Origin of the sequence: Streptococcus sp. 79 (assembly GCF_013277425.1) — a bacterium.
Lineage (GTDB): Bacteria > Bacillota > Bacilli > Lactobacillales > Streptococcaceae > Streptococcus > Streptococcus pseudopneumoniae.
Genome location: NZ_VMMW01000006.1, coordinates 1 through 18,396 on the forward strand (window position 1 = coordinate 1; position 18,396 = coordinate 18,396).

Here is an 18,396-nt window from a genome sequence, read left to right on the forward strand (position 1 = left end):
TTAATGAGTAATTGGTGAATTGTCTTTATGGGATTCTTACGGTACTGCTTACAAGAGTGTAAAATTTTTCTTTAGTTGTCATAACTGATCGAAGTGCTAGGGTTCAAATTATCAGATTGATTCCAAATAAAAGTGCTGAGGCGGTCAATCAGGCTTTAAAACTCATCTTAAAACAACATCAGATTCTTTCCATCACGGCAGATAATGGTACAGAATTTAACCGCTTGTCTGATGTATTTTCTGAGGAACATATCTATTATGCGCACCCCTATGCCTCTTGGAAAAGGGGAACTAATGAGAATCACAACAGGCTTATTCGGAGATGGTTACCTAAGGGAACTAAGAAAACGACTCCCAAAGAAGTCGCATTCATCGAAAATTGGATTAATAACTATCCTAAAAAATGCTTGAACTACAAATCACCCAGAGAATTTATTCTTCATGGCTAACTTGAACTTGAAATTTGGCGTTTGTGATTGAACAACAAGTATAACACAGAGGTGTTTTCTTATGCCTAGAAGAGCTTTCATTTGACAAGAGGAACCCTTGAAGCAGTTTTGTCAGCTAAACCAAGGCTAATCTTAGCCTTGGCTTGTCAGCCTAACAGCATCAAGCCTCTTATCAAATGAAATCGAGGGCTAGCTATAAGCTAGTTGAAACATCTAATTTTTAGGAGGGCTGGGTGGCTAACTTCATTATAGAACTTTCATTGTATTTTGGCTTGGTTTCCACATCAAAAAGAGAGAACCAAGTTGATTCCCTCTCTATATTAGTTTTTACTTATTTTCCGTATAGAAATGCTAGAATCTATTAAAAACTTCCCTTTTACGTGAATTTCCCCATCTTTCGATAAATAAAATCCCCACTAACAAAAGGATAATCAAGCAAGGAAGTAAGACCATCCCCATGCTCCAATTTAGATTGACATTATCAATCTGCTTAGGTAATCTTCCAGATAAAATCTCCACTGAACGCAAGTAAGTAAAGGGAATCAGATGTGCAATCTTTTGAAGAGGCTGAATGGTTTGGATGCCAAACAGTAAGCCAACAATCCCAATGAGTGAAAGAAAAAGGACAGGCATTTTTTGCTTGAAAAAGTAAGCAATCAAGTACACTACTTCCACAATGACGATAAAGGCTAAGAAAGCTAAGAATAAGCCAGGAAATAACACATCTTGTATCTTTCCAATAGTCACCTCTTGATTCACTAAGCTATAAATTGGGTAGGGATAATCTAACTGTCCAAAACCACTTATCAGACTTCCCGCTAGAAAAGAAAATCCGCTGATTCCGATAAACAGCACAGTTACATAGCCCACTCCAACTCCAAGAGAGGACATGGCAAATGCCACTTTTGAAAAAGGATATAACTGAGCTGTATCCAGATGATTTTGATATCTTTCTGCAAATAGTTGCGTTAGCATGAAAATAATAGCAACCACAAACAAGCTTGGGATGATAGCCTCTAAAATCCAGACAATCTGATCAATCCCGTGGGTCGGAAACTCCAAAGTATGTGCTTTTATGTTCAAGGGATACAGGGCTTGGTAAATCTTCCGTTCGCGGTCAACCCCCATTTTTAAGTCAGGGCTAGCAGTCGGGTCATTTGATACAAATTCATAATTCTTCTCTTCATCTTGCCACTGCAGATAGTAGGCCTCTTCCCAGCGCCCTTCTTTTAATAAAGTCAGAATTTCTGTCTTTCGCTTCAAAAGATTTTTTTGCAATTCTAAATTACTTTTAGCAAACTGGTATTCCTCCGAGCTGGTGTCAGACATTTGGGAAAGTTTCGCTTCATTTTCATTGATGGCTCTCCCGTTATCCACAATGCGACTTTCCAACCTACTCTCCAAGCTGTGTGAGTTTGCAGTCTGACTATTAAAATAAAAGGTGACACCGAGTACAGATGCAAATAAAGCTAAGATAATCCAGTTTAAGCGACTTTTGAAAACTTTTTTTAATAAAAATAGACTAACATCTTTCATAAACTAAACCTCTTCTATCTGCCCCTGATGAATGGTTACTACTCTATCGCAGACATCAACCAACTCTTCCTTATAGTGGGAACTTAAAAGAACCAGCTGCTCTTGTCTATCGATTTGTGCCAGCCTATCAAAAAACTTCTGTCGATAATACTCATCTAAGCCATTTGTAATCTCATCCATGAGCCAACATTTGGCCTGACTGAGGAAATACATGGCAATCACCAAGCGTTGCTTCATGCCTAAGGAATACTTGCGAATGGGAAGACTGATATAGTCAGACATTTCCCAATAGGCAATTTCATCCCTCAAGTTCAGACCTGACTTCCAGATATTTTTGATAAGGCGAAGATAGTCTATCCCACTTAAGTTTCCATCCAGCCATTCAACGCTCTCATAATAAAATAAAGAAGGAGGGGATGCAATATTTCCGCTACTTATAGGAATTAAATTGCTAATGGCGCGGAATAGTGTCGTCTTTCCAGAGCCATTGATAGCAAGAACGCCATAAATACTGCCCTTTTCAAAGGTGAAATCTACATCTTGTAAGATGACTTGTCGCGTTTTTAAGGTCACATGAGTAAGCTGTAACATATCCAGTCCTCCTTTTTCTCACTCTTTAAGGATCAATAGCCTCCTTTGTAATGGTTTACTACCTCATAACGATCGTAGTTCCAGCCTCCGCCAACTTTATACTCAGAATAGCTATAATAACGAGACCATTCCGGAATGACAATATATCCATATCTGTGGTAATTCATACTATACCTATAGTAGGTATTCCAATCATAGCGATAACTTTTAAGAACGGTCTTAGCAGATACACTGGACTGAAGAAGACCAATAGATTATAAACTAACTAATTAAACGATTTTTGCTAATTTTTAATGATTTTATATCATCAATATCGAAGACGCTTTCATTATATCGTTTTTATCATTATTATGCAACAGATTTTTAGTTTATTTTACTACTAGACTTCCTGCAAAACTAGAATCCTAGTTCATGATTGATAATACCAGCAATCAAATTCATTCGTAATCCGAAGCGTTTACGATGATTTCGATAGGTTGTTGAAAACATTTTAAACGTTTTTATAGAGAAATGAAATAAGAACAGGACAAATCGATCAAGACAGTCAAATCGATTTCTAACAATGTTTTAGAAGTAGAGGTGTACTATTCTAGTTTCAATCTACTATACTCTGTCAAAAATATTCTCAACCTTGATTCTCTCCTTAGATAGCGCATGGTTACAGGCTTTATCTTCAGCTGTTAGCAGCTTGAGTTTGCTGGATTTACGTGGAGTTTGCGTGCGACTCATTTTGAACAACTTCATATCATGACAATAGTTCACAGTGATCTCCAAAGAAACAATTCTCCCTTGACTTGTGACAATCGCTTGAGCCTTCATAGCGTGGCATTTCTTTTTACCAGAATAATTCGCTAATTCTTTTTTTTAGGGCGATTGATTTTTACTTCCGTCGCATCAATCATTACCGTGTCCTCAGAACTGAGAGGAGTTCTTGAAATCGTAACACTACTTTGAACAAGAGTTACTTCAACCCATTGGCTCCGACGGATTAAGTTGCTTTCGTGAATACCAAAATCAGCCGCAATTTGTTCATAAGTGCGGTATTCTCGCACATATTGAAGAGTGGCCATAAGAAGGTCTTCTAGGCTTAATTTAGGTTTTCGTCCACCTTTTGCGTGTTTAAGTTGATAAGCTGTTTTTAATACAGCTAACATCTCTTCAAAAGTGGTACGCTGAACACCAACAAGGCGCTTAAATTGTGCATCAGTTAGTTGTTTACTTGCTTCATAATTCATAGAACTATTCTACCATATATTGTTTCGCAGGAAGTCTAATCAAACAGGATATCCTGTTGAAACGGAACTAGCGAGTCTAACAATCATCTCTGATAAATCAGTCGATAGCGAAATCTGAACGACTCGACTCTTTGGAGAAAGACATGCTTCTATCCTCTGGCAAGTCGAAAGTTTTGAGGGCATCGAAGCCATCCTCATCGATAAAGAAGGTCACCTAAGCTGTTCTTCAGGAATTCCTACTCTATAGAGACAACTGTTTCAATGGAGTTTTAAAATTGTATTATGTAAAAAGAGAAAGGAAATCTCATGTTATAGTCATTTAGTTTTAAAAAAGAAAGAATACATATTATGAATTTGGGTCATCAAGACTACGGCCATGTAAACCTTTTTCACGTTGTACTTGGCGTAGTTTTTCTGGTGTAACATCGTTTCCTTCTTCGTCCACAATTTTGATTCCTTCAATGTGGTGACGAACAGCGCGACGATAACCTTCGATGTACTCCTCACGTAGTTTGGCTTGTTCCACTTTTTCTTCTGGTGTTAAGCCTTCTGTTTTTTTCTTTTTAGCAAGCTCATTGATACGAGCAATTTTTTTCGGATCCATTTCTTCTCCTCTGTAATAAGATAAAGTCCGTTTATCAAATTTTATTTAGTGTTAATTTGGTTAAAACAAGCAAACTTAGCTGCTTTCTTGGTTAGTTGTGACAAGATTGCCAAACGATTTTGACGGACAGCCTGATCTTCAGCCATTACCATAGTATTTTCAAAGAAAGCATCAATGACTGGGCTAAGCGCAAAGAGTTGTTTCAATTGCTGACTTGCAGGTCCTGATAAAACGAGTGTTTCTACTGCTTCTGCCAAAGCTTTTTCTTGGTCATTCTCAAATAGTGCTGAATCAACCGTAGCAACCCCTTCTGCCTTCTCAGCCAGGTTAAAGGCACGAGAAAGTGATTCAACAGATGGTTTAAAATCTTCTTCCTTTCTTACTTCTACGAGAGCACTTGCTGCTTCCAACATATCTGCCACAACAAAGTTTGAACCTGCAAGAACTGCTTCCTTGATGTCTTTTGGAGTAGAACCCATCATCTTATCAACACGAGCCTTGATAAAGTCCATAACTTCTGCTTTATTTTCATAAGTCAAGCTGTCAAATGTTAGAGCATAAAGGCTATCAATCAGCTCGTCCATAGCAATATGCCAACCAAAGGCATCCAAGATACGAACCACACCTTGCGTTGCACGACGAAGGGCATAAGGGTCATTAGAACCTGATGGGATCAAACCTACTGAGAAGAAACTTAAAATCGTATCTAATTTGTCTGCAATAGCAAGTACTGCACCGACCTTGCTCACTGGAAGATCGCCGTCAGCAGATGTAGGCATGTAGTGTTCCCGAATAGCAGCTGCCACTGCTGGAGTTTCACCAGCAAGAAGGGCATATTTCTCCCCCATAATTCCTTGGAGCTCGTCAAATTCACCAACCATACCTGTCAACAAGTCAAACTTGTAAATGGCTGCTGCACGAGCAAGGTCAACTGTTTCATCCACTGACAAACCAGCTTTTTCTGCCAAAAGTACAGTGATTTGACCAGTACGAATCATGTGTTCACGAAGGGAACCAATCTTCTCATGGAAGGTAACATTGTTTAATTTTTCAACAAGATCTGAAATCACCAATTTTTGGTCTTCACGCCAGAAGAATTCTCCGTCTTCCAAGCGGGCTACCAAGACTTTTTCATTTCCTTTAATGACATTTTTCAAACGCTCTGCGTTTCCGTTACGAACAGAAATGAAGTTTGGCAAGAGTTTACCATCTTGATCACGGACAACAAAGTAACGCTGGTGTTCCTTCATAGAAGTCACCAAGACTTCTTCTGGAACTTCAAGGTATTTAGCATCAAAACTTCCCATGAAGGCAGTTGGGTATTCAACCAAATTCAAGACTTCATTCAGCAAATCCGCATCAATTTCGATACGTACACCATGTTTTGCCTCAATTTTCTTGATTTGGTCAACAATCATTTGCTCACGTTCACATGGATCTGCGATTACAAACTGCTTACGAAGGTCTTCTTCATAGCTCAATGCTGACTGAATTTTGGTTTCTTTCCCCAAGAAACGATGGCCACGGCTCACACGCTCTCCCCTAATATCAAGGAAATCCAAATCAAACTCTTCTTCATCTAAAAGAACTGTTAAAGTGTGAACAGGACGAATGTATTCAAAGCTATTTCCAGCCCAGTGCATGCTGACAGGGAAAGTCAATGACTTCAAGACATCTACAACACCAGGAACAATGGCTTCAACTGCTTGACCAACTTCCTCCTTAGTGACATAGACATATTCTTCACCCTTGATTTCACGGAATTCGATATCTTCAACAGTCAATCCTTTTCCACGGACAAATCCTTGAGCTGCTTTGGTGAAATTTCCATCACTATCCAAGGCAATTTTCTTTGCTGGACCCTTGAAATCTTCTGTCAAATCAGACTGTTTGTCTGCAAGACCAGTTACACGAACAGCCAAACGACGTGGTGTTGAGAAGGTTTGAATAGCTTCAAAAGACAAGCGGTTTTCCTTGAGGAAGGCTGCTATTTTTTCTCCTAGTTGTTTTTCACTTGGTGTGACAACGTAGGCTGGTAATTCTTCAAGACCGAGTTCTACTAATAAGTTTTTTGTCATGTTTTTTCTCCGAAAAGTATCTTTTTATTTTCCAGTTTGCCTTATGTGATTGGCACGCAAGCAACCAACTTCGTTGTTTCATTGCTAAAATTGGAGCCAAAAGTCTCCAATTTTGCCTAGTATCCTTAGTTTCACTAAGGATACCTTCATCACTGCGGCAACTGGCTCAGGGCTCACTCTGTTCGCCCATTTTCGTAATTTGTCACTCTCTTTATTCTGCGTCTTCTGCTAGGAGTTTAGCTCTTGTTTCTTCATCCAAAAGTGGGTAGCCTAGGCGTTTGCGTTCTGCAACAAAGGTTTTGGCTACAACACGGGCCAAGTTACGGATACGAGCGATATAGCCTGCACGCTCTGTTACAGATACGGCACCACGCGCGTCAAGCAGATTAAAGGTATGTGAACATTTGAGAACATAGTCATAGGCAGGGTGTACCAAGCCTTCTTCTAATGCACGACCAGCTTCTTTTTCAAACTTATCAAAGTTTTCAAGCAACATTTCTTGGTCCGAAATTTCAAATGAATATTTTGAGTGCTCATACTCAGGCTGGATAAAGATTTCTCCGTATTTTACACCATCAGCCCACTCGATATCATAGACAGAGTCTACTTCTTGAATGTAAGAAGCCAAGCGCTCCAAACCATAGGTAACTTCCGCAGTCACAGGGCCAGTTGCCAATCCACCGACTTGTTGGAAATAAGTGAACTGAGTGATTTCCATTCCGTCAAGCCAAACTTCCCAACCAAGACCAGCTGAACCAGTTGATGGGTTTTCCCAGTTGTCCTCAACAAAACGAATATCGTGCTCCAAAGGATTGATTCCCAATTTTTCCAAAGACTCAAGGTAAAGTTCTTGGATATTTGATGGAGAAGGCTTCATGACCACCTGGAATTGGTGGTGTTGGTAGAGACGGTTAGGGTTTTCCCCATAACGACCGTCAGCAGGACGACGTGATGGCTCTACATAGGCTGCATTCCATGGCTCAGGTCCGATAGCTCGAAGGAAAGTGTAAGGACTCATCGTTCCCGCACCTTTTTCATTATCATAAGCCTGCATGAGCATACAACCTTGGTCATTCCAAAATTGTTGCAAAGTCAAAATAATTTCTTGAAATGTTAATTTCTTAGACATTGAATACTCCTTAATAAAAAATAATTTCTTGCGACACGAGTCTGCCTCGTCGATTATACGAGGCAAGACGAGTTAGTACTGCGTCTAGCTCAGGCACTCTAGTGCTGAGCGTAGGGCAGTCCGACTGTAAGGAGGTTTCTGCCACTGACGCAGTGAAATGTTAATTTCTTAGACATTGAATACTCCTTAATAAAAAATGATTTCTTGCGACACGAGTCTGCCTCGTCGATCATACGAGGCAAGACGAGTTAGTACTGCGTCTAGCTCAGGCACTCTAGTGCTGAGCGTGGAGCAGCCCGACTGTAAGGAGGTTTCTGCCACTGACGCAGTAAAATGTTAATTTTTTAGACATTATTTACTCCTTTAGTTTTTATATTTCTTTTTCAATTAATTTCTGCTGAACAAACCAATTTAACAAGGGAAGAGTTTTATCTGTATTTGCCCATAGATAATAAGAATCTAAGACCGTTTGTACACTACCTAAATTTTCTACCAATTTATCTACTGTCAAAAAGCTGCGCCAGTATTCATAAAAAATACTTGCATAGTTCTTATCATAAGTCGAAGAACCAAAATCATTCAGTGAATGCCAACCATACTTCTTCTGAAAAAGTTCTACGAGAGATTGATTACAAATTTTTTCCGCTTGAAATTCCTCTTCTGTCAAGAAATACTTGCGACTAATATATTCAACCATCCCCTCTTCGAACCAGATATAAGAGTCGTAACCATCAAAATCATCTAAAAAATGCTCCGACCAATGAGCTAGCTCATGTCCTACAATCTGTAAGAGGAAATTTTCAGATAAAGAATGATAGTGACTTTCTATTGCTTGAGTTTGCTGAGAACACTTGTAGTCCATCAACTGATACAAATATAACTCTTTCCAAACAGCTAAATCAGGCGTCACAACCATTCGTCTATTATTTGTATAGGCTGGAACAGCGCTTTCCCTAATAATCTGTGTAGCAGCATTAAAATCTGACCAAATAACGGCTTGCGGTAAATCACAGACTGCAAGTTCATTCTTTAAAAAAGATTGATAATCTTTCAACTTTTCAGTATTTCTTACTACAAAATCACGAAATGTAGCTAGTTGACTATCGTCTTTTACAAGATAAAGGTTTTCCACGTCTCTCCTTTCTTTCACACAATAGACTGAATAAGCAAAAGAACCGCGTCCGACAATCCTAGGTTGATTTAACCTAGGGGCGTCAGAAACGCGGTTCCACCCTAATTTATTACTTCATTGTTTTTGAAAATACTACAGAAAGCGCCAGCACTTTATTTTGCCCTACTTGGCTCCCACTATCCCAAGCTCGCTTGAAGAACGCCATAAGACTTTCTTTCCTGCTGACTATTATATCAAAAATTAGAACAATGTACAATTCTTTTTATGATTTTCTAAAAATCCACATCATCAACTCGTGGAGCACCAGAATGAACAGCAATCGCTTTTAAGGTTTCACGCTCCTCATGGCTCAATTCAATTCCAAAGCAATCAAGATTAGCCTGAATACGAGAGGCTGTGACAGATTTTGGAAGTGGTAGAAATCCTTCTGCCAAGCTCCAGGCCAAGGCTATCTGAGCAACAAACTTTCCATGATTTGCTGCGATTTCTTGGACTTCCTTACTATCAAATAGTTCTCCCTGACCAAAAGGGCCCCAAGCTTCCAATAAAATTCCTTTTTCTCGACAGTAATCTACGACTTCCTCTTGATACACACCTGGCGCCAAGCGAACTTGATTGACCGCTGGAAGAATTTTTGCTGTTTCAAACAAGGCATCCAAATGATGGGGAAGAAAATTGCTAACGCCGATAGCACGGATCTTGCCTTCTTGATAGAGGTCTTCCATCGCTCTCCAGACCTCAGCATTTCGGATTTTCCATGCGTCATTTTCTCTAAGCGGTTTTGGATTTGGCCAATGAATCAAATACAGATCCAAATAATCCAAGCCCAACTTCGCTAAAGACTCTGCAAAAGCTTGACGAGCTTGCTCATAGGTTTGTTGGCTATTCCACAGCTTGGTAGTTACGAACAATTCCTCTCGTGGAACTCCGCTATCTTTGATTGCTTGACCAACACTTTCTTCATTCTGATAAATCGCCGCCGTATCAATATGACGATAACCAGCCTTCAAGGCTTCTAACACTGCACGATAGGCTTCTTCTCCATCCTTAGCCTTAAAAGTTCCAAATCCTAGAACTGGAATTTCTACTCCATTATTTAATTGATAGGTATTCATATGCTTCTCCTTCTATTTTATTTATCATTTATAGCATAATTTTTTTGCTAATTAGTACTATCTTTTGTAAAAAATAAGTCTATCACATATCTGACAGAACCTATTTTTTCTTGCTTATTCATCACGGCTATAATACAGTTCATGAGGTTTTAGGCGAGTATTGAGCATCTCTGGTATGGTCACAAAGGTATAACCCTGATTTTTCAAATACTCAATGACCCTTGGCAAGGCATTGACTGTCGGACTGTGAATATCATGCATCAGAACGATAGAGCCGTTAGCTACTTGATGCTGAATTTCTGTCAAAATAGATGCTTCATTTTTACTCTTCCAGTCCAGACTATCCACATCCCACATGATAAAGCTCAAATCGAGGCTATTGCGAATGTCGTCTGTAATGGCTCCATAAGGCGGACGCATGAGTTTTGAACTAGAACCCAGCGCCTTAGTTAGCGCATCCTCAGTATCAGTAATTTGTTTTTTAGCTTCATCAAGAGAGAGTTGCGAGAGAATCGGATGGCTCCAACTATGGTTTCCAACAACATGACCTTCAGATTTTATCCTTTTCACCAAGTCCTCATTCCCAGAAACATTTTTCCCAAGCACAAAGAAAGTGGCTTTAACACCATATTTAGCTAGAGTCTCTAATACCTGCGGAGTCGTTGCTGGATTTGGACCATCATCAAAGGTTAGAGCGACAACTTTTTGATGTTTCTTATCAAAATAAGACTGGTACAAGGCCGCATCTTTTTCGAGTAAGTACGAAGATTGGATAACATCAAAGAAAGTAGATACTGGTAAGGCTATCTCTTCTAAATTTTCAACCGCAGGACTCGGATAAAGGATAATCTGACTATCCTTATAATCAAAATTCCATGCAGATAAGTCTTGGTCAGAGAAGCTTTTTACAATCTGCTCACTCTGGTTTTGCTCTATTTTTTTATCCTCTATAAAGGAGGTCAATTCTTTTATCAGCTGTTCCTTAGCCTTACTAGCATCTGAAAACAGTTGGTCAAGTGTAAAAGGTTGCCCATCTTCTGTTAAGTGAACCTTTCCTAGACTGGTCTTTTCAGTCTCTTCAACCTTAAAATCAACTAAATCATAGATTTGTTTGGTCGCATTACGATTGACGACTCCCTTTAAACCTGACTCTCCTTGCTCTGTATAGTAGAAAACAAGATTGTCCTTACTTTCTAGCTTGTCCTTAATGTCTTTATTTATCAGCTCCCTAACAGAGGAAATCACTTGCTCACCTTGGAGAGGATAATAGGCAATCACTTCGGCTTGACCCTTACGAAAATGCTCCTTCTGATTTCCCTCACTTAATTGATCGTCTTTCTCTTTTTTGAGCGATTCAATCTTTTGCTCAAAACTTTTTTGCTGATACATTTTAAAAGCAATAAATCCGCCTAATAGGCAAATAGAAATTGCTAAAATACCAATCAAAGCCAATAATATATGTCTCTTTTTCCCGTGTCTGCCACGTCCCAGTCTACTTTTATTCATATTTATATCATAACAAATTTAAGCAATAATTTCAATGATACAGTTTGGCAATCCACAATTCCTCTAGCAAGCCAAAGCATCTCACATCAACTAAATCAGCCCTATCTATAGGAACCATCTAGTTTTCTATCTATGGAATTTCTAGTAGATTGAAGCTAGAATAGACACCGTCACTTCTAAAAACATTCTGAGAAATTGATTTATTTTTCCCAGTCGATTTATCCTCAAACATCCCTATACCTCTGATATTTTCTTGATAATACTATATACCCAGACACTTGTAGTTTTACCTTCAGCTAGTAATGTTGACTTTTCTTCTTCAGATAATTTTTTCCGTAAGTAGTCAATCTGCTGAGAAGTAATGTTCTCTTTCCCCATTGCCTTGACAGATTGTATCACCATTGCAGTTAAGGTTGACATATTTGAAATATCTCCATTATTTCTATGCTTAAATTCTATTCTTGCCTTACCAACATTAAAACTGGCATATCTTCCATCTGATATATAGATCCATTTTGCTGGTACCTGCGTAGATAGACCAAGTAAATTAAGGGCTGTGTTTCCCGATGGAGCAATGGTCCAATTATATTTTCTAGCAATAGCATCAGCAACTTCATCCACAGAGGCCATTGCATACTCTCCAATCAGTTCTATATATTTTGGTTTATAATAAATACCTTTCAAAATGCGAGTAACCTTTTTGTCTTTTACAAGACGATTTAATGTACTACGAACAGTTTCATATCCTACAATTTCAAAGAAATCATTTGCTATAAAAACTTGATTCGATTCAAAATTTTCTATCCTGTTTACTATTTCCTGCTTATCGTTCATCTATCGCACCTCCTTTGCACCGAATATGATGCTATTTTGGGTGCGAGAGTCATTTTATCAAGAGGGAACAGACCTCTTACAATTTCTTATGTAACATCTCTATCTATTTTATCCCATTTCTTATTTCAGTAATCGCTTGATTATAAAAATCAGGATAGTCAGCCGTATTTATTTCTTTTATATTGTAAAATGAAATAAGAATANNAATGTTTTAGAAGTAGAGGCGCACTATTCTAGTTTCAATCTACTATAATAGAAATTACTTTGACTTTCCTGACTGATTTGTTTAGTTCTTATTTCATTCAGATATGCTATGCATTAACCAATAGCGGATACCTACGGAGAACTTGCCACTCAGATGTAGGACCTGCCCATCATACAAAAAAACAGACTTCATCCCACAAAGAGATAAAATCTGTTACTATTTTCTACACGATATTTCCTAATTTTTAATCCAGCAGTTGGTCTACTTGGCTGATGACTCGCTCGGTAAAGGGCTTGTTGCCAAAAAACTCCAACCACGGCTTGCGAACCTCGTCTTTGCTGGTTTCTCTGTATTTTTTAGGTCTTATTTATGATGCTCTTTCAATAGTTCTTCAAACTCAGCCACAGTCATGCCTAATTGCTCACTCGCAACCTCAGGTGTTAGAAGACCTTGACGAACTAGATTTGCTAAACTTACTTTTAATCCCTGTTCGATGCCTTCAGCTCGTCCACGTTCAATTCCCTGTTCAATGCCCTCAGCTCGCCCACGTTCAAGACCGCGCTCCAGTCCTTGTTCAATCCCTTCCGCCCTAGCAGTTTCTAAGGCATAGTCCTGTGCTAACATGGCTTGTTCTTCTCGCCTGCGTTGTTCACTAAACATTTTCTTATCCTCCTCGGACCAACTCTTGTAGTCCAGCAGTTGATCTGCTTGGCTGATGGCTCGCTCGGGCTGCTGGGTAAAGGGTTTATTCCCGAAAAACTCTAACCATGGTTTACGAACCTTGTCTTTGCTGGTTTCTCTGTATTTTTTTAGTTCCAAGAAAGCCATCTTAACCAGATGGTTTTCCTGACCGTTATTTGTGATGGTTAAGACCTCACCTGTCGTGTCCTCTCGCATGCTAAAACTGTGGAAAGCCAAATCATCTTGAAAATAATTACTATCCACAATTGCAATAGCGTATACTGGTGCGATGTGTTTGTAGCTCTGGTGAGTATTGCCTTCTTGCTGGCGAATTTTTTCAAGATTTTGATTGACCTGACTGCACAGGTAAGCCCATAAACGATTGATGAAAAAATTCTGATGATGGACTTGGATTTCAATGATTACTTGAGTGCCATTATCCAACTCCGCCAAGACGTCTATACTGGTATAGAAATCCTGCGCCGAGTAGGGCAGGGAAGGCAAGACGTGAATGTTACTTCCCTCCAAAATCGTCACATTTTTTGCTGGCAAGTCCAGCATATCGCGAATAAATTGACAAGTGATTTCTGGATTGCTAAAAATTTTCTTAGCAACCAAGTCGTTGGTCGGGCTAATGCCCGGATGTCTTAGAATCATCCTTCTCCTCCTTCTATTATAGCACATTTTTTAATCTAATTTGCTAGATTTGATGCTTCTATCTATTTATTCGTAAAAGAAAGCTTTTCTTCAGAAGAAAGCTAATCGCTTATTTGAAATTTTTCCCCTCTGTTGGATAGTCCCGTCTATCTATGTTATAATAAAAGAAGGATTTAAAATCAGAAAAGGAGTATTTATGCTTAAATTAGGTATCATTGGCACTGGCGATATCAGCCACCACTTCATAGAAGCAGCCCATGCTAGTGGGAAATACCAGCTGGTCGCAGTCTATTCTAGGAAACTTGAAACCGCAGCAACCTTTGCTTCTCGCTATCAGGATATCCAACTATTTGATCAATTAGAAGACTTCTTCAAGAGCTCCTTCGATGTAGTCTATATTGCCAGTCCAAACTCCTTGCATTTTGCTCAGGCAAAGGCTGCCTTGTCTGCAGGTAAACATGTCATTCTTGAAAAGCCAGCTGTCACTCAGCCACAAGACTGGCCGGATTTGGTTCAAACAGCTGAAAAAAATCACTGTTTTATCTTTGAAGCAGCTCGTAATTACCATGAAAAAGCTTTCACTATCATCAAAAACTTTTTAGCAGACAAACAAATTTTGGGGGCAGATTTCAACTATGCCAAATATTCTTCCAAAATGCCTAACTTGTTGGCTGGGCATACGCCCAATGTCTTTTCAGAGCGTTTTGCTGGTGGAGCACTTATGGATTTGGGGATTTATCCTCTCTACGCTGCCGTTCGTCTCTTTGGAAAGGCTGAGGACGCAACCTACATGGCTCAACAGCTTGACAATAGCATGGACCTAAATGGAGACGGTATCCTCTTCTACCCTGACTTTCAAGTTCATATCAAGGCTGGGAAAAACATCACTTCCAATCTTCCTTGCGAAATTTACACAACAAATGGAACCTTGACCCTCAACACGATTGAGCATATTCGCTCAGCTATTTTTACCGACCACCAAGGCAATCAAGTCCAGCTCCCTATTCAACAGGCTCCTCATACGATGACTGAGGAAGTCACTGCATTTGCACACATGATTCAGCAACCAGACCAGACACTTTACCAGACTTGGCTGGATGATGCAGGCTCTGTTCATGAGCTACTATATACCATGCGCCAGACTGCTGGCATTAGATTTGAGGCAGAAAAATGAAAAGCAAACTACCTACTGAATGGCAAGAACTAAGTGACCAACTCGGTTTCCAAGAATTTACCCCCATTCAAACTCAACTATTTGAGCCCATTCTTGCAGGAGAAAATCTTCTAGGAGTAAGTCCAACAGGAACCGGTAAGACCCTAGCTTACCTCCTACCAAGTCTTCTCAGACTACAAAAGAAAAAAGCGCAGCAACTCTTGATTCTAGCACCAAATACAGAGCTTGCTGGACAGATTTTTGATGTATGTAAAACGTGGGCTGAGACTATCGGCTTGACTCCCCAACTCTTCTTATCAGGTTCGAGCCAGAAACGCCAGATTGAACGCCTAAAAAAAGGACCAGAAATTCTGATTGGAACTCCTGGACGTATCTTTGAACTCATTAAATTGAAAAAAATCAAGATGATGAATGTGGAAACCATCATCCTGGATGAATTCGACCAATTGCTAGATGATTCTCAGATTCACTTTGTTGAGAAAATCACTCACTACGCACCGCGTGACCACCAACTGGTCTACATGAGTGCCACGACTAAGTTTGACCAAGAAAAGATTGCGCCAAACACACGTACCATTGATCTCTCTGACCAAAAACTGGATAACATCCAACATTTCTATATGCAGGTAGACCAACGTCACCGAGTGGATATGCTACGAAAACTAGCTCATGTGGAGGATTTCCGCGGTCTGGTCTTCTTTAACAGCCTATCAGACCTTGGAAGTGCAGAGGAAAAATTACAGTATCGGGATATCTTGGCTGTTTCTCTCGCTAGTGATGTTAATGTCAAATTTAGAAAAGTCATCTTAGAAAAGTTTAAAGACAAGCAACTAACCCTGCTTCTAGCAACAGACCTTCTGGCACGTGGAATTGATATCGATAGCCTAGAATGTGTCGTAAACTTTGATATTCCTAGAGATATTGAAACCTACACTCACCGTGCTGGCCGTACTGGCCGTATGGGCAAGGAAGGTTATGTTATCACTCTCGTCACTCATCCAGAAGAACTTAAAAAACTTAAGAAATTTGCGAGCGTACGTGAAATTGTCTTGAAAAATCAAGAACTCTATATTAAATAAAGCCCCATCGCTCTATACACATCCAGTGTATGGAGCTTTTTATAAGCAATTCAATTTTATACTCTTCGAAAATCTCTTCAAACCGCGTCAGCTTCGCCTTGTCGTATGTATATGATACTGACTTCATCAGTCTTATCTGCAACCTCAAAACAGTGTTTTGAGCTGACTTCGTCAGTCTTATCTGCAACCTCAAGACAGTGTTTTGAGCTGACTTCGTCAGTTCTATCTGCAACCTCAAGACAGTGTTTTGAGCTGACTTCGTCAGTTCTATCTGCAACCTCAAGACAGTGTTTTAAGCTGACTTCATCAGTTCTATCTACAACCTCAAGACCATGTTTTGAGCTGACTTCGTCAGTCTTATCTATAACCTCAAGACAGTGTTTTGAGCTGACTTCGTCAGTTCTATCTACAACCTCAAAACAGTGTTTTGAGCTGACTTCGTCAGTCTTATCTACAACCTCAAAACAGTGTTTTAAGCTGACTTCGTCAGTCTTATCTACAACCTCAAAACAGTGTTTTGAACTGACTTCGTCAGTTCTATATGCAACCTCAAAACAGTGTTTTGAGCAGCCTGCAGCTAACTTCCTAGTTTGCTCTTTGATTTTCATTGAGTATTAGTTCAATATCTGAAAAAAAGAACCTTGCAAAGCAAGATTCTTTTAGTGTCTGACTTAAATAATTGTTCTTCTGGGAACTAAATCGAATTAAGCTTCGATTTCTGTAACCATACCTGAACCAACAGTACGTCCACCCTCACGGATAGAGAATGTAGTACCTTGTTCTACGGCGATTGGGTGGATCAACTCAACGTCGATTGTCACGTTATCACCAGGCATTACCATTTCAGTACCTGCTGGAAGTTCGATTGAACCTGTAACGTCAGTAGTACGGAAGTAGAATTGTGGACGGTAGTTGTTGAAGAATGGAGTGTGACGTCCACCTTCTTCTTTAGTAAGGATGTAGACTTCACCTTTGAATTTAGTGTGTGGGTTGATTGAACCTGGTTTAGCAATAACTTGTCCACGTTCGATTTCGTCACGTTGAACACCACGAAGAAGGACACCTACGTTATCTCCGGCAAGACCTTCGTCAAGTTGTTTACGGAACATTTCAACACCAGTAACAACTGCTTTTTGAGTTTCTTCTTTGATACCAACGATTTCGATTTCGTCGTTGACTTTAACGATACCACGGTCGATACGTCCTGAAGCAACTGTACCACGTCCAGTGATTGAGAATACGTCTTCGACTGGAAGAAGCAATGGTTTGTCAGTGTCACGTTCTGGTTCTGGGATGTACTCATCAACTGTGTTCATCAATTCCATAACGATGTCTTCGTATTTAGAGTCACCTTCAAGAGCTTTAAGAGCTGAACCTTGGATAACTGGAAGATCGTCACCTGGGAAGTCGTATTCTGACAATAGGTCACGGATTTCCATTTCAACCAATTCAAGCAATTCTTCGTCGTCAACCAAGTCAACTTTGTTCATGAAGACAATAAGGTGTTTAACACCAACCTGACGTGAAAGAAGGATGTGTTCACGAGTTTGTGGCATTGGTCCGTCAGTTGAAGCTACTACAAGGATAGCTCCGTCCATTTGAGCGGCACCAGTGATCATGTTTTTAACGTAGTCCGCGTGTCCTGGAGCGTCGATGTGAGCGTAGTGACGTTTTTCAGTTTCGTACTCAACGTGCGCAGTGTTGATAGTGATACCGCGTTCGCGTTCTTCTGGAGCAGCATCGATAGACGCATAGTCTTTAGGTTGGTTAACTGATGAAGGCAAGCGACGTGCCAAAACAGTTGTGATAGCTGCAGTTAGGGTAGTTTTACCGTGGTCAACGTGTCCGATAGTACCAATGTTAACGTGTGGTTTACTACGATCGTATTTTTCTTTTGCCATTTGAGTAAAAGCCTCCAATAAAATATATTTTATAGATAGACAGTAGGCAATACAGTCTAACTTTCCTTACTATTTTATCAAATTTCAGCTAAATTGCAAGTGTTTTACAACGTTTTTGTGAATTATTCTTGGTAAAAATTTAACTGAAAGTTCTATAATGAAGTTAGCCACCCAGTCCTCCTAAAAATTAGATGGTTCAACTAGCTGATAGCTAGCCCTCGATTTCATTTGATAAGAGGCTTGATGCTGTTAGGCTGACAAGCCAAGGCTAAGATTAGCCTTGGTTTAGCTGACAAAACTGCTTCAAGGGTTCCTCTTGTCAAATGAAAGCTCTTCTAGGCATAAGAAAACACCTCTGTGTTATACTTGTTGTTCAACCACAAACACAAGAAAGGCACAGAGATGAAAAACCATTATACTACAAAAGCCAAACATTTGACAATCGATAGCCGTCGTTTAATCGAACGATGGAAAAAGGAAGGGAAATCAA

General features: G+C 39.7%; 15 protein-coding genes and 4 pseudogenes. 4 read left to right on the forward strand and 15 right to left on the reverse strand.

Going from position 1 to position 18,396, the window contains the following annotated elements:
• Nucleotides 1-26: 26 nt before the first annotated feature.
• Nucleotides 27-449: pseudogene (locus HT729_RS02160) on the forward strand (IS30 family transposase); the annotation flags it as partial.
• Between the two features lie 351 nt (nt 450-800).
• On the opposite strand, the gene HT729_RS02165 reads toward HT729_RS02160, so the two are convergent.
• From HT729_RS02165 to HT729_RS02175, 4 genes and pseudogenes are all read right to left on the reverse strand, one after another.
• On the reverse strand, nt 801-1,985 hold the full coding sequence (locus HT729_RS02165; RefSeq protein ID WP_172931615.1) for a hypothetical protein: 1,185 nt from the start codon (nt 1,983-1,985) through the stop codon (nt 801-803).
• 3 nt (nt 1,986-1,988) lie between these two features.
• The gene (locus tag HT729_RS02170) at nt 1,989-2,576 is read right to left on the reverse strand and encodes an ABC transporter ATP-binding protein (RefSeq protein ID WP_172931616.1); all 588 of its coding nucleotides are present in this window, start codon (nt 2,574-2,576) and stop codon (nt 1,989-1,991) included.
• A 32-nt stretch (nt 2,577-2,608) separates the two neighbouring features.
• On the reverse strand, nt 2,609-2,827 hold the full coding sequence (locus tag HT729_RS12550) for a hypothetical protein (protein WP_050261375.1): 219 nt from the start codon (nt 2,825-2,827) through the stop codon (nt 2,609-2,611).
• A gap of 145 nt (nt 2,828-2,972) precedes the next feature.
• Nucleotides 2,973-3,811, reverse strand: a pseudogene (locus HT729_RS02175) (transposase family protein).
• 37 nt (nt 3,812-3,848) lie between these two features.
• Here HT729_RS02175 and HT729_RS02180 point away from each other — a divergent pair.
• Nucleotides 3,849-4,058: pseudogene (locus tag HT729_RS02180) on the forward strand (FAD:protein FMN transferase); the annotation flags it as partial.
• Nucleotides 4,059-4,157: 99 nt separating this feature from the next.
• On the opposite strand, the gene HT729_RS02185 reads toward HT729_RS02180, so the two are convergent.
• The 9 genes and pseudogenes from HT729_RS02185 to HT729_RS02220 all read right to left on the reverse strand — a co-directional run bounded on the left by HT729_RS02185 (nt 4,158) and on the right by HT729_RS02220 (nt 13,752).
• Nucleotides 4,158-4,415 carry a DUF896 family protein gene (locus HT729_RS02185; RefSeq protein WP_000371287.1) on the reverse strand — a complete coding sequence of 86 codons (258 nt, stop codon included), beginning with the start codon at nt 4,413-4,415 and terminating at the stop codon, nt 4,158-4,160.
• 41 nt (nt 4,416-4,456) lie between these two features.
• On the reverse strand, nt 4,457-6,493 hold the full coding sequence (gene glyS / locus HT729_RS02190) for a glycine--tRNA ligase subunit beta (protein ID WP_172931617.1): 2,037 nt from the start codon (nt 6,491-6,493) through the stop codon (nt 4,457-4,459).
• A gap of 211 nt (nt 6,494-6,704) precedes the next feature.
• Entirely contained in the window at nt 6,705-7,622 is a 918-nt protein-coding gene (gene glyQ / locus HT729_RS02195) for a glycine--tRNA ligase subunit alpha (protein ID WP_000038736.1), read from the reverse strand.
• 370 nt (nt 7,623-7,992) lie between these two features.
• Entirely contained in the window at nt 7,993-8,754 is a 762-nt protein-coding gene (locus tag HT729_RS02200; protein ID WP_172931618.1) for an elongation factor Tu, read from the reverse strand.
• A 272-nt stretch (nt 8,755-9,026) separates the two neighbouring features.
• Nucleotides 9,027-9,869, reverse strand: coding sequence for an aldo/keto reductase (locus tag HT729_RS02205; RefSeq protein WP_001099666.1), 843 nt, complete (start codon nt 9,867-9,869; stop codon nt 9,027-9,029).
• A gap of 114 nt (nt 9,870-9,983) precedes the next feature.
• A complete protein-coding gene (pgdA, locus tag HT729_RS02210) occupies nt 9,984-11,375 on the reverse strand; it encodes a peptidoglycan-N-acetylglucosamine deacetylase PgdA (RefSeq protein ID WP_054393103.1) in 1,392 nt (463 codons plus the stop codon).
• A 234-nt stretch (nt 11,376-11,609) separates the two neighbouring features.
• Nucleotides 11,610-12,209 (reverse strand): DUF6088 family protein, encoded by a 600-nt coding sequence (locus tag HT729_RS02215; protein WP_000998387.1) that lies wholly within the window; start codon nt 12,207-12,209, stop codon nt 11,610-11,612.
• Between the two features lie 452 nt (nt 12,210-12,661).
• A pseudogene (locus HT729_RS11870) lies at nt 12,662-12,772 on the reverse strand (flagellar assembly protein H domain protein); the annotation flags it as partial.
• A 5-nt stretch (nt 12,773-12,777) separates the two neighbouring features.
• On the reverse strand, nt 12,778-13,752 hold the full coding sequence (locus tag HT729_RS02220; RefSeq protein WP_000603335.1) for an Rpn family recombination-promoting nuclease/putative transposase: 975 nt from the start codon (nt 13,750-13,752) through the stop codon (nt 12,778-12,780).
• 196 nt (nt 13,753-13,948) lie between these two features.
• Here HT729_RS02220 and HT729_RS02225 point away from each other — a divergent pair, with 196 nt between their 5' ends.
• Together HT729_RS02225 and HT729_RS02230 are read left to right on the forward strand one after the other, a co-directional pair.
• On the forward strand, nt 13,949-14,926 hold the full coding sequence (locus tag HT729_RS02225; protein ID WP_000915857.1) for a Gfo/Idh/MocA family oxidoreductase: 978 nt from the start codon (nt 13,949-13,951) through the stop codon (nt 14,924-14,926).
• Nucleotides 14,923-16,005, forward strand: coding sequence for a DEAD/DEAH box helicase (locus tag HT729_RS02230; RefSeq protein ID WP_000837546.1), 1,083 nt, complete (start codon nt 14,923-14,925; stop codon nt 16,003-16,005). Before HT729_RS02225 ends, HT729_RS02230 begins: the two co-directional genes overlap by 4 nt.
• A gap of 77 nt (nt 16,006-16,082) precedes the next feature.
• Here the strand turns inward: HT729_RS02230 and HT729_RS11875 are convergent, their stop codons facing one another.
• Both HT729_RS11875 and tuf read right to left on the reverse strand, forming a co-directional pair.
• Nucleotides 16,083-16,613 carry a hypothetical protein gene (locus HT729_RS11875; RefSeq protein WP_240164412.1) on the reverse strand — a complete coding sequence of 177 codons (531 nt, stop codon included), beginning with the start codon at nt 16,611-16,613 and terminating at the stop codon, nt 16,083-16,085.
• 96 nt (nt 16,614-16,709) lie between these two features.
• The gene (gene tuf / locus HT729_RS02240) at nt 16,710-17,906 is read right to left on the reverse strand and encodes an elongation factor Tu (protein ID WP_001040724.1); all 1,197 of its coding nucleotides are present in this window, start codon (nt 17,904-17,906) and stop codon (nt 16,710-16,712) included.
• Nucleotides 17,907-18,396: the final 490 nt, after the last annotated feature.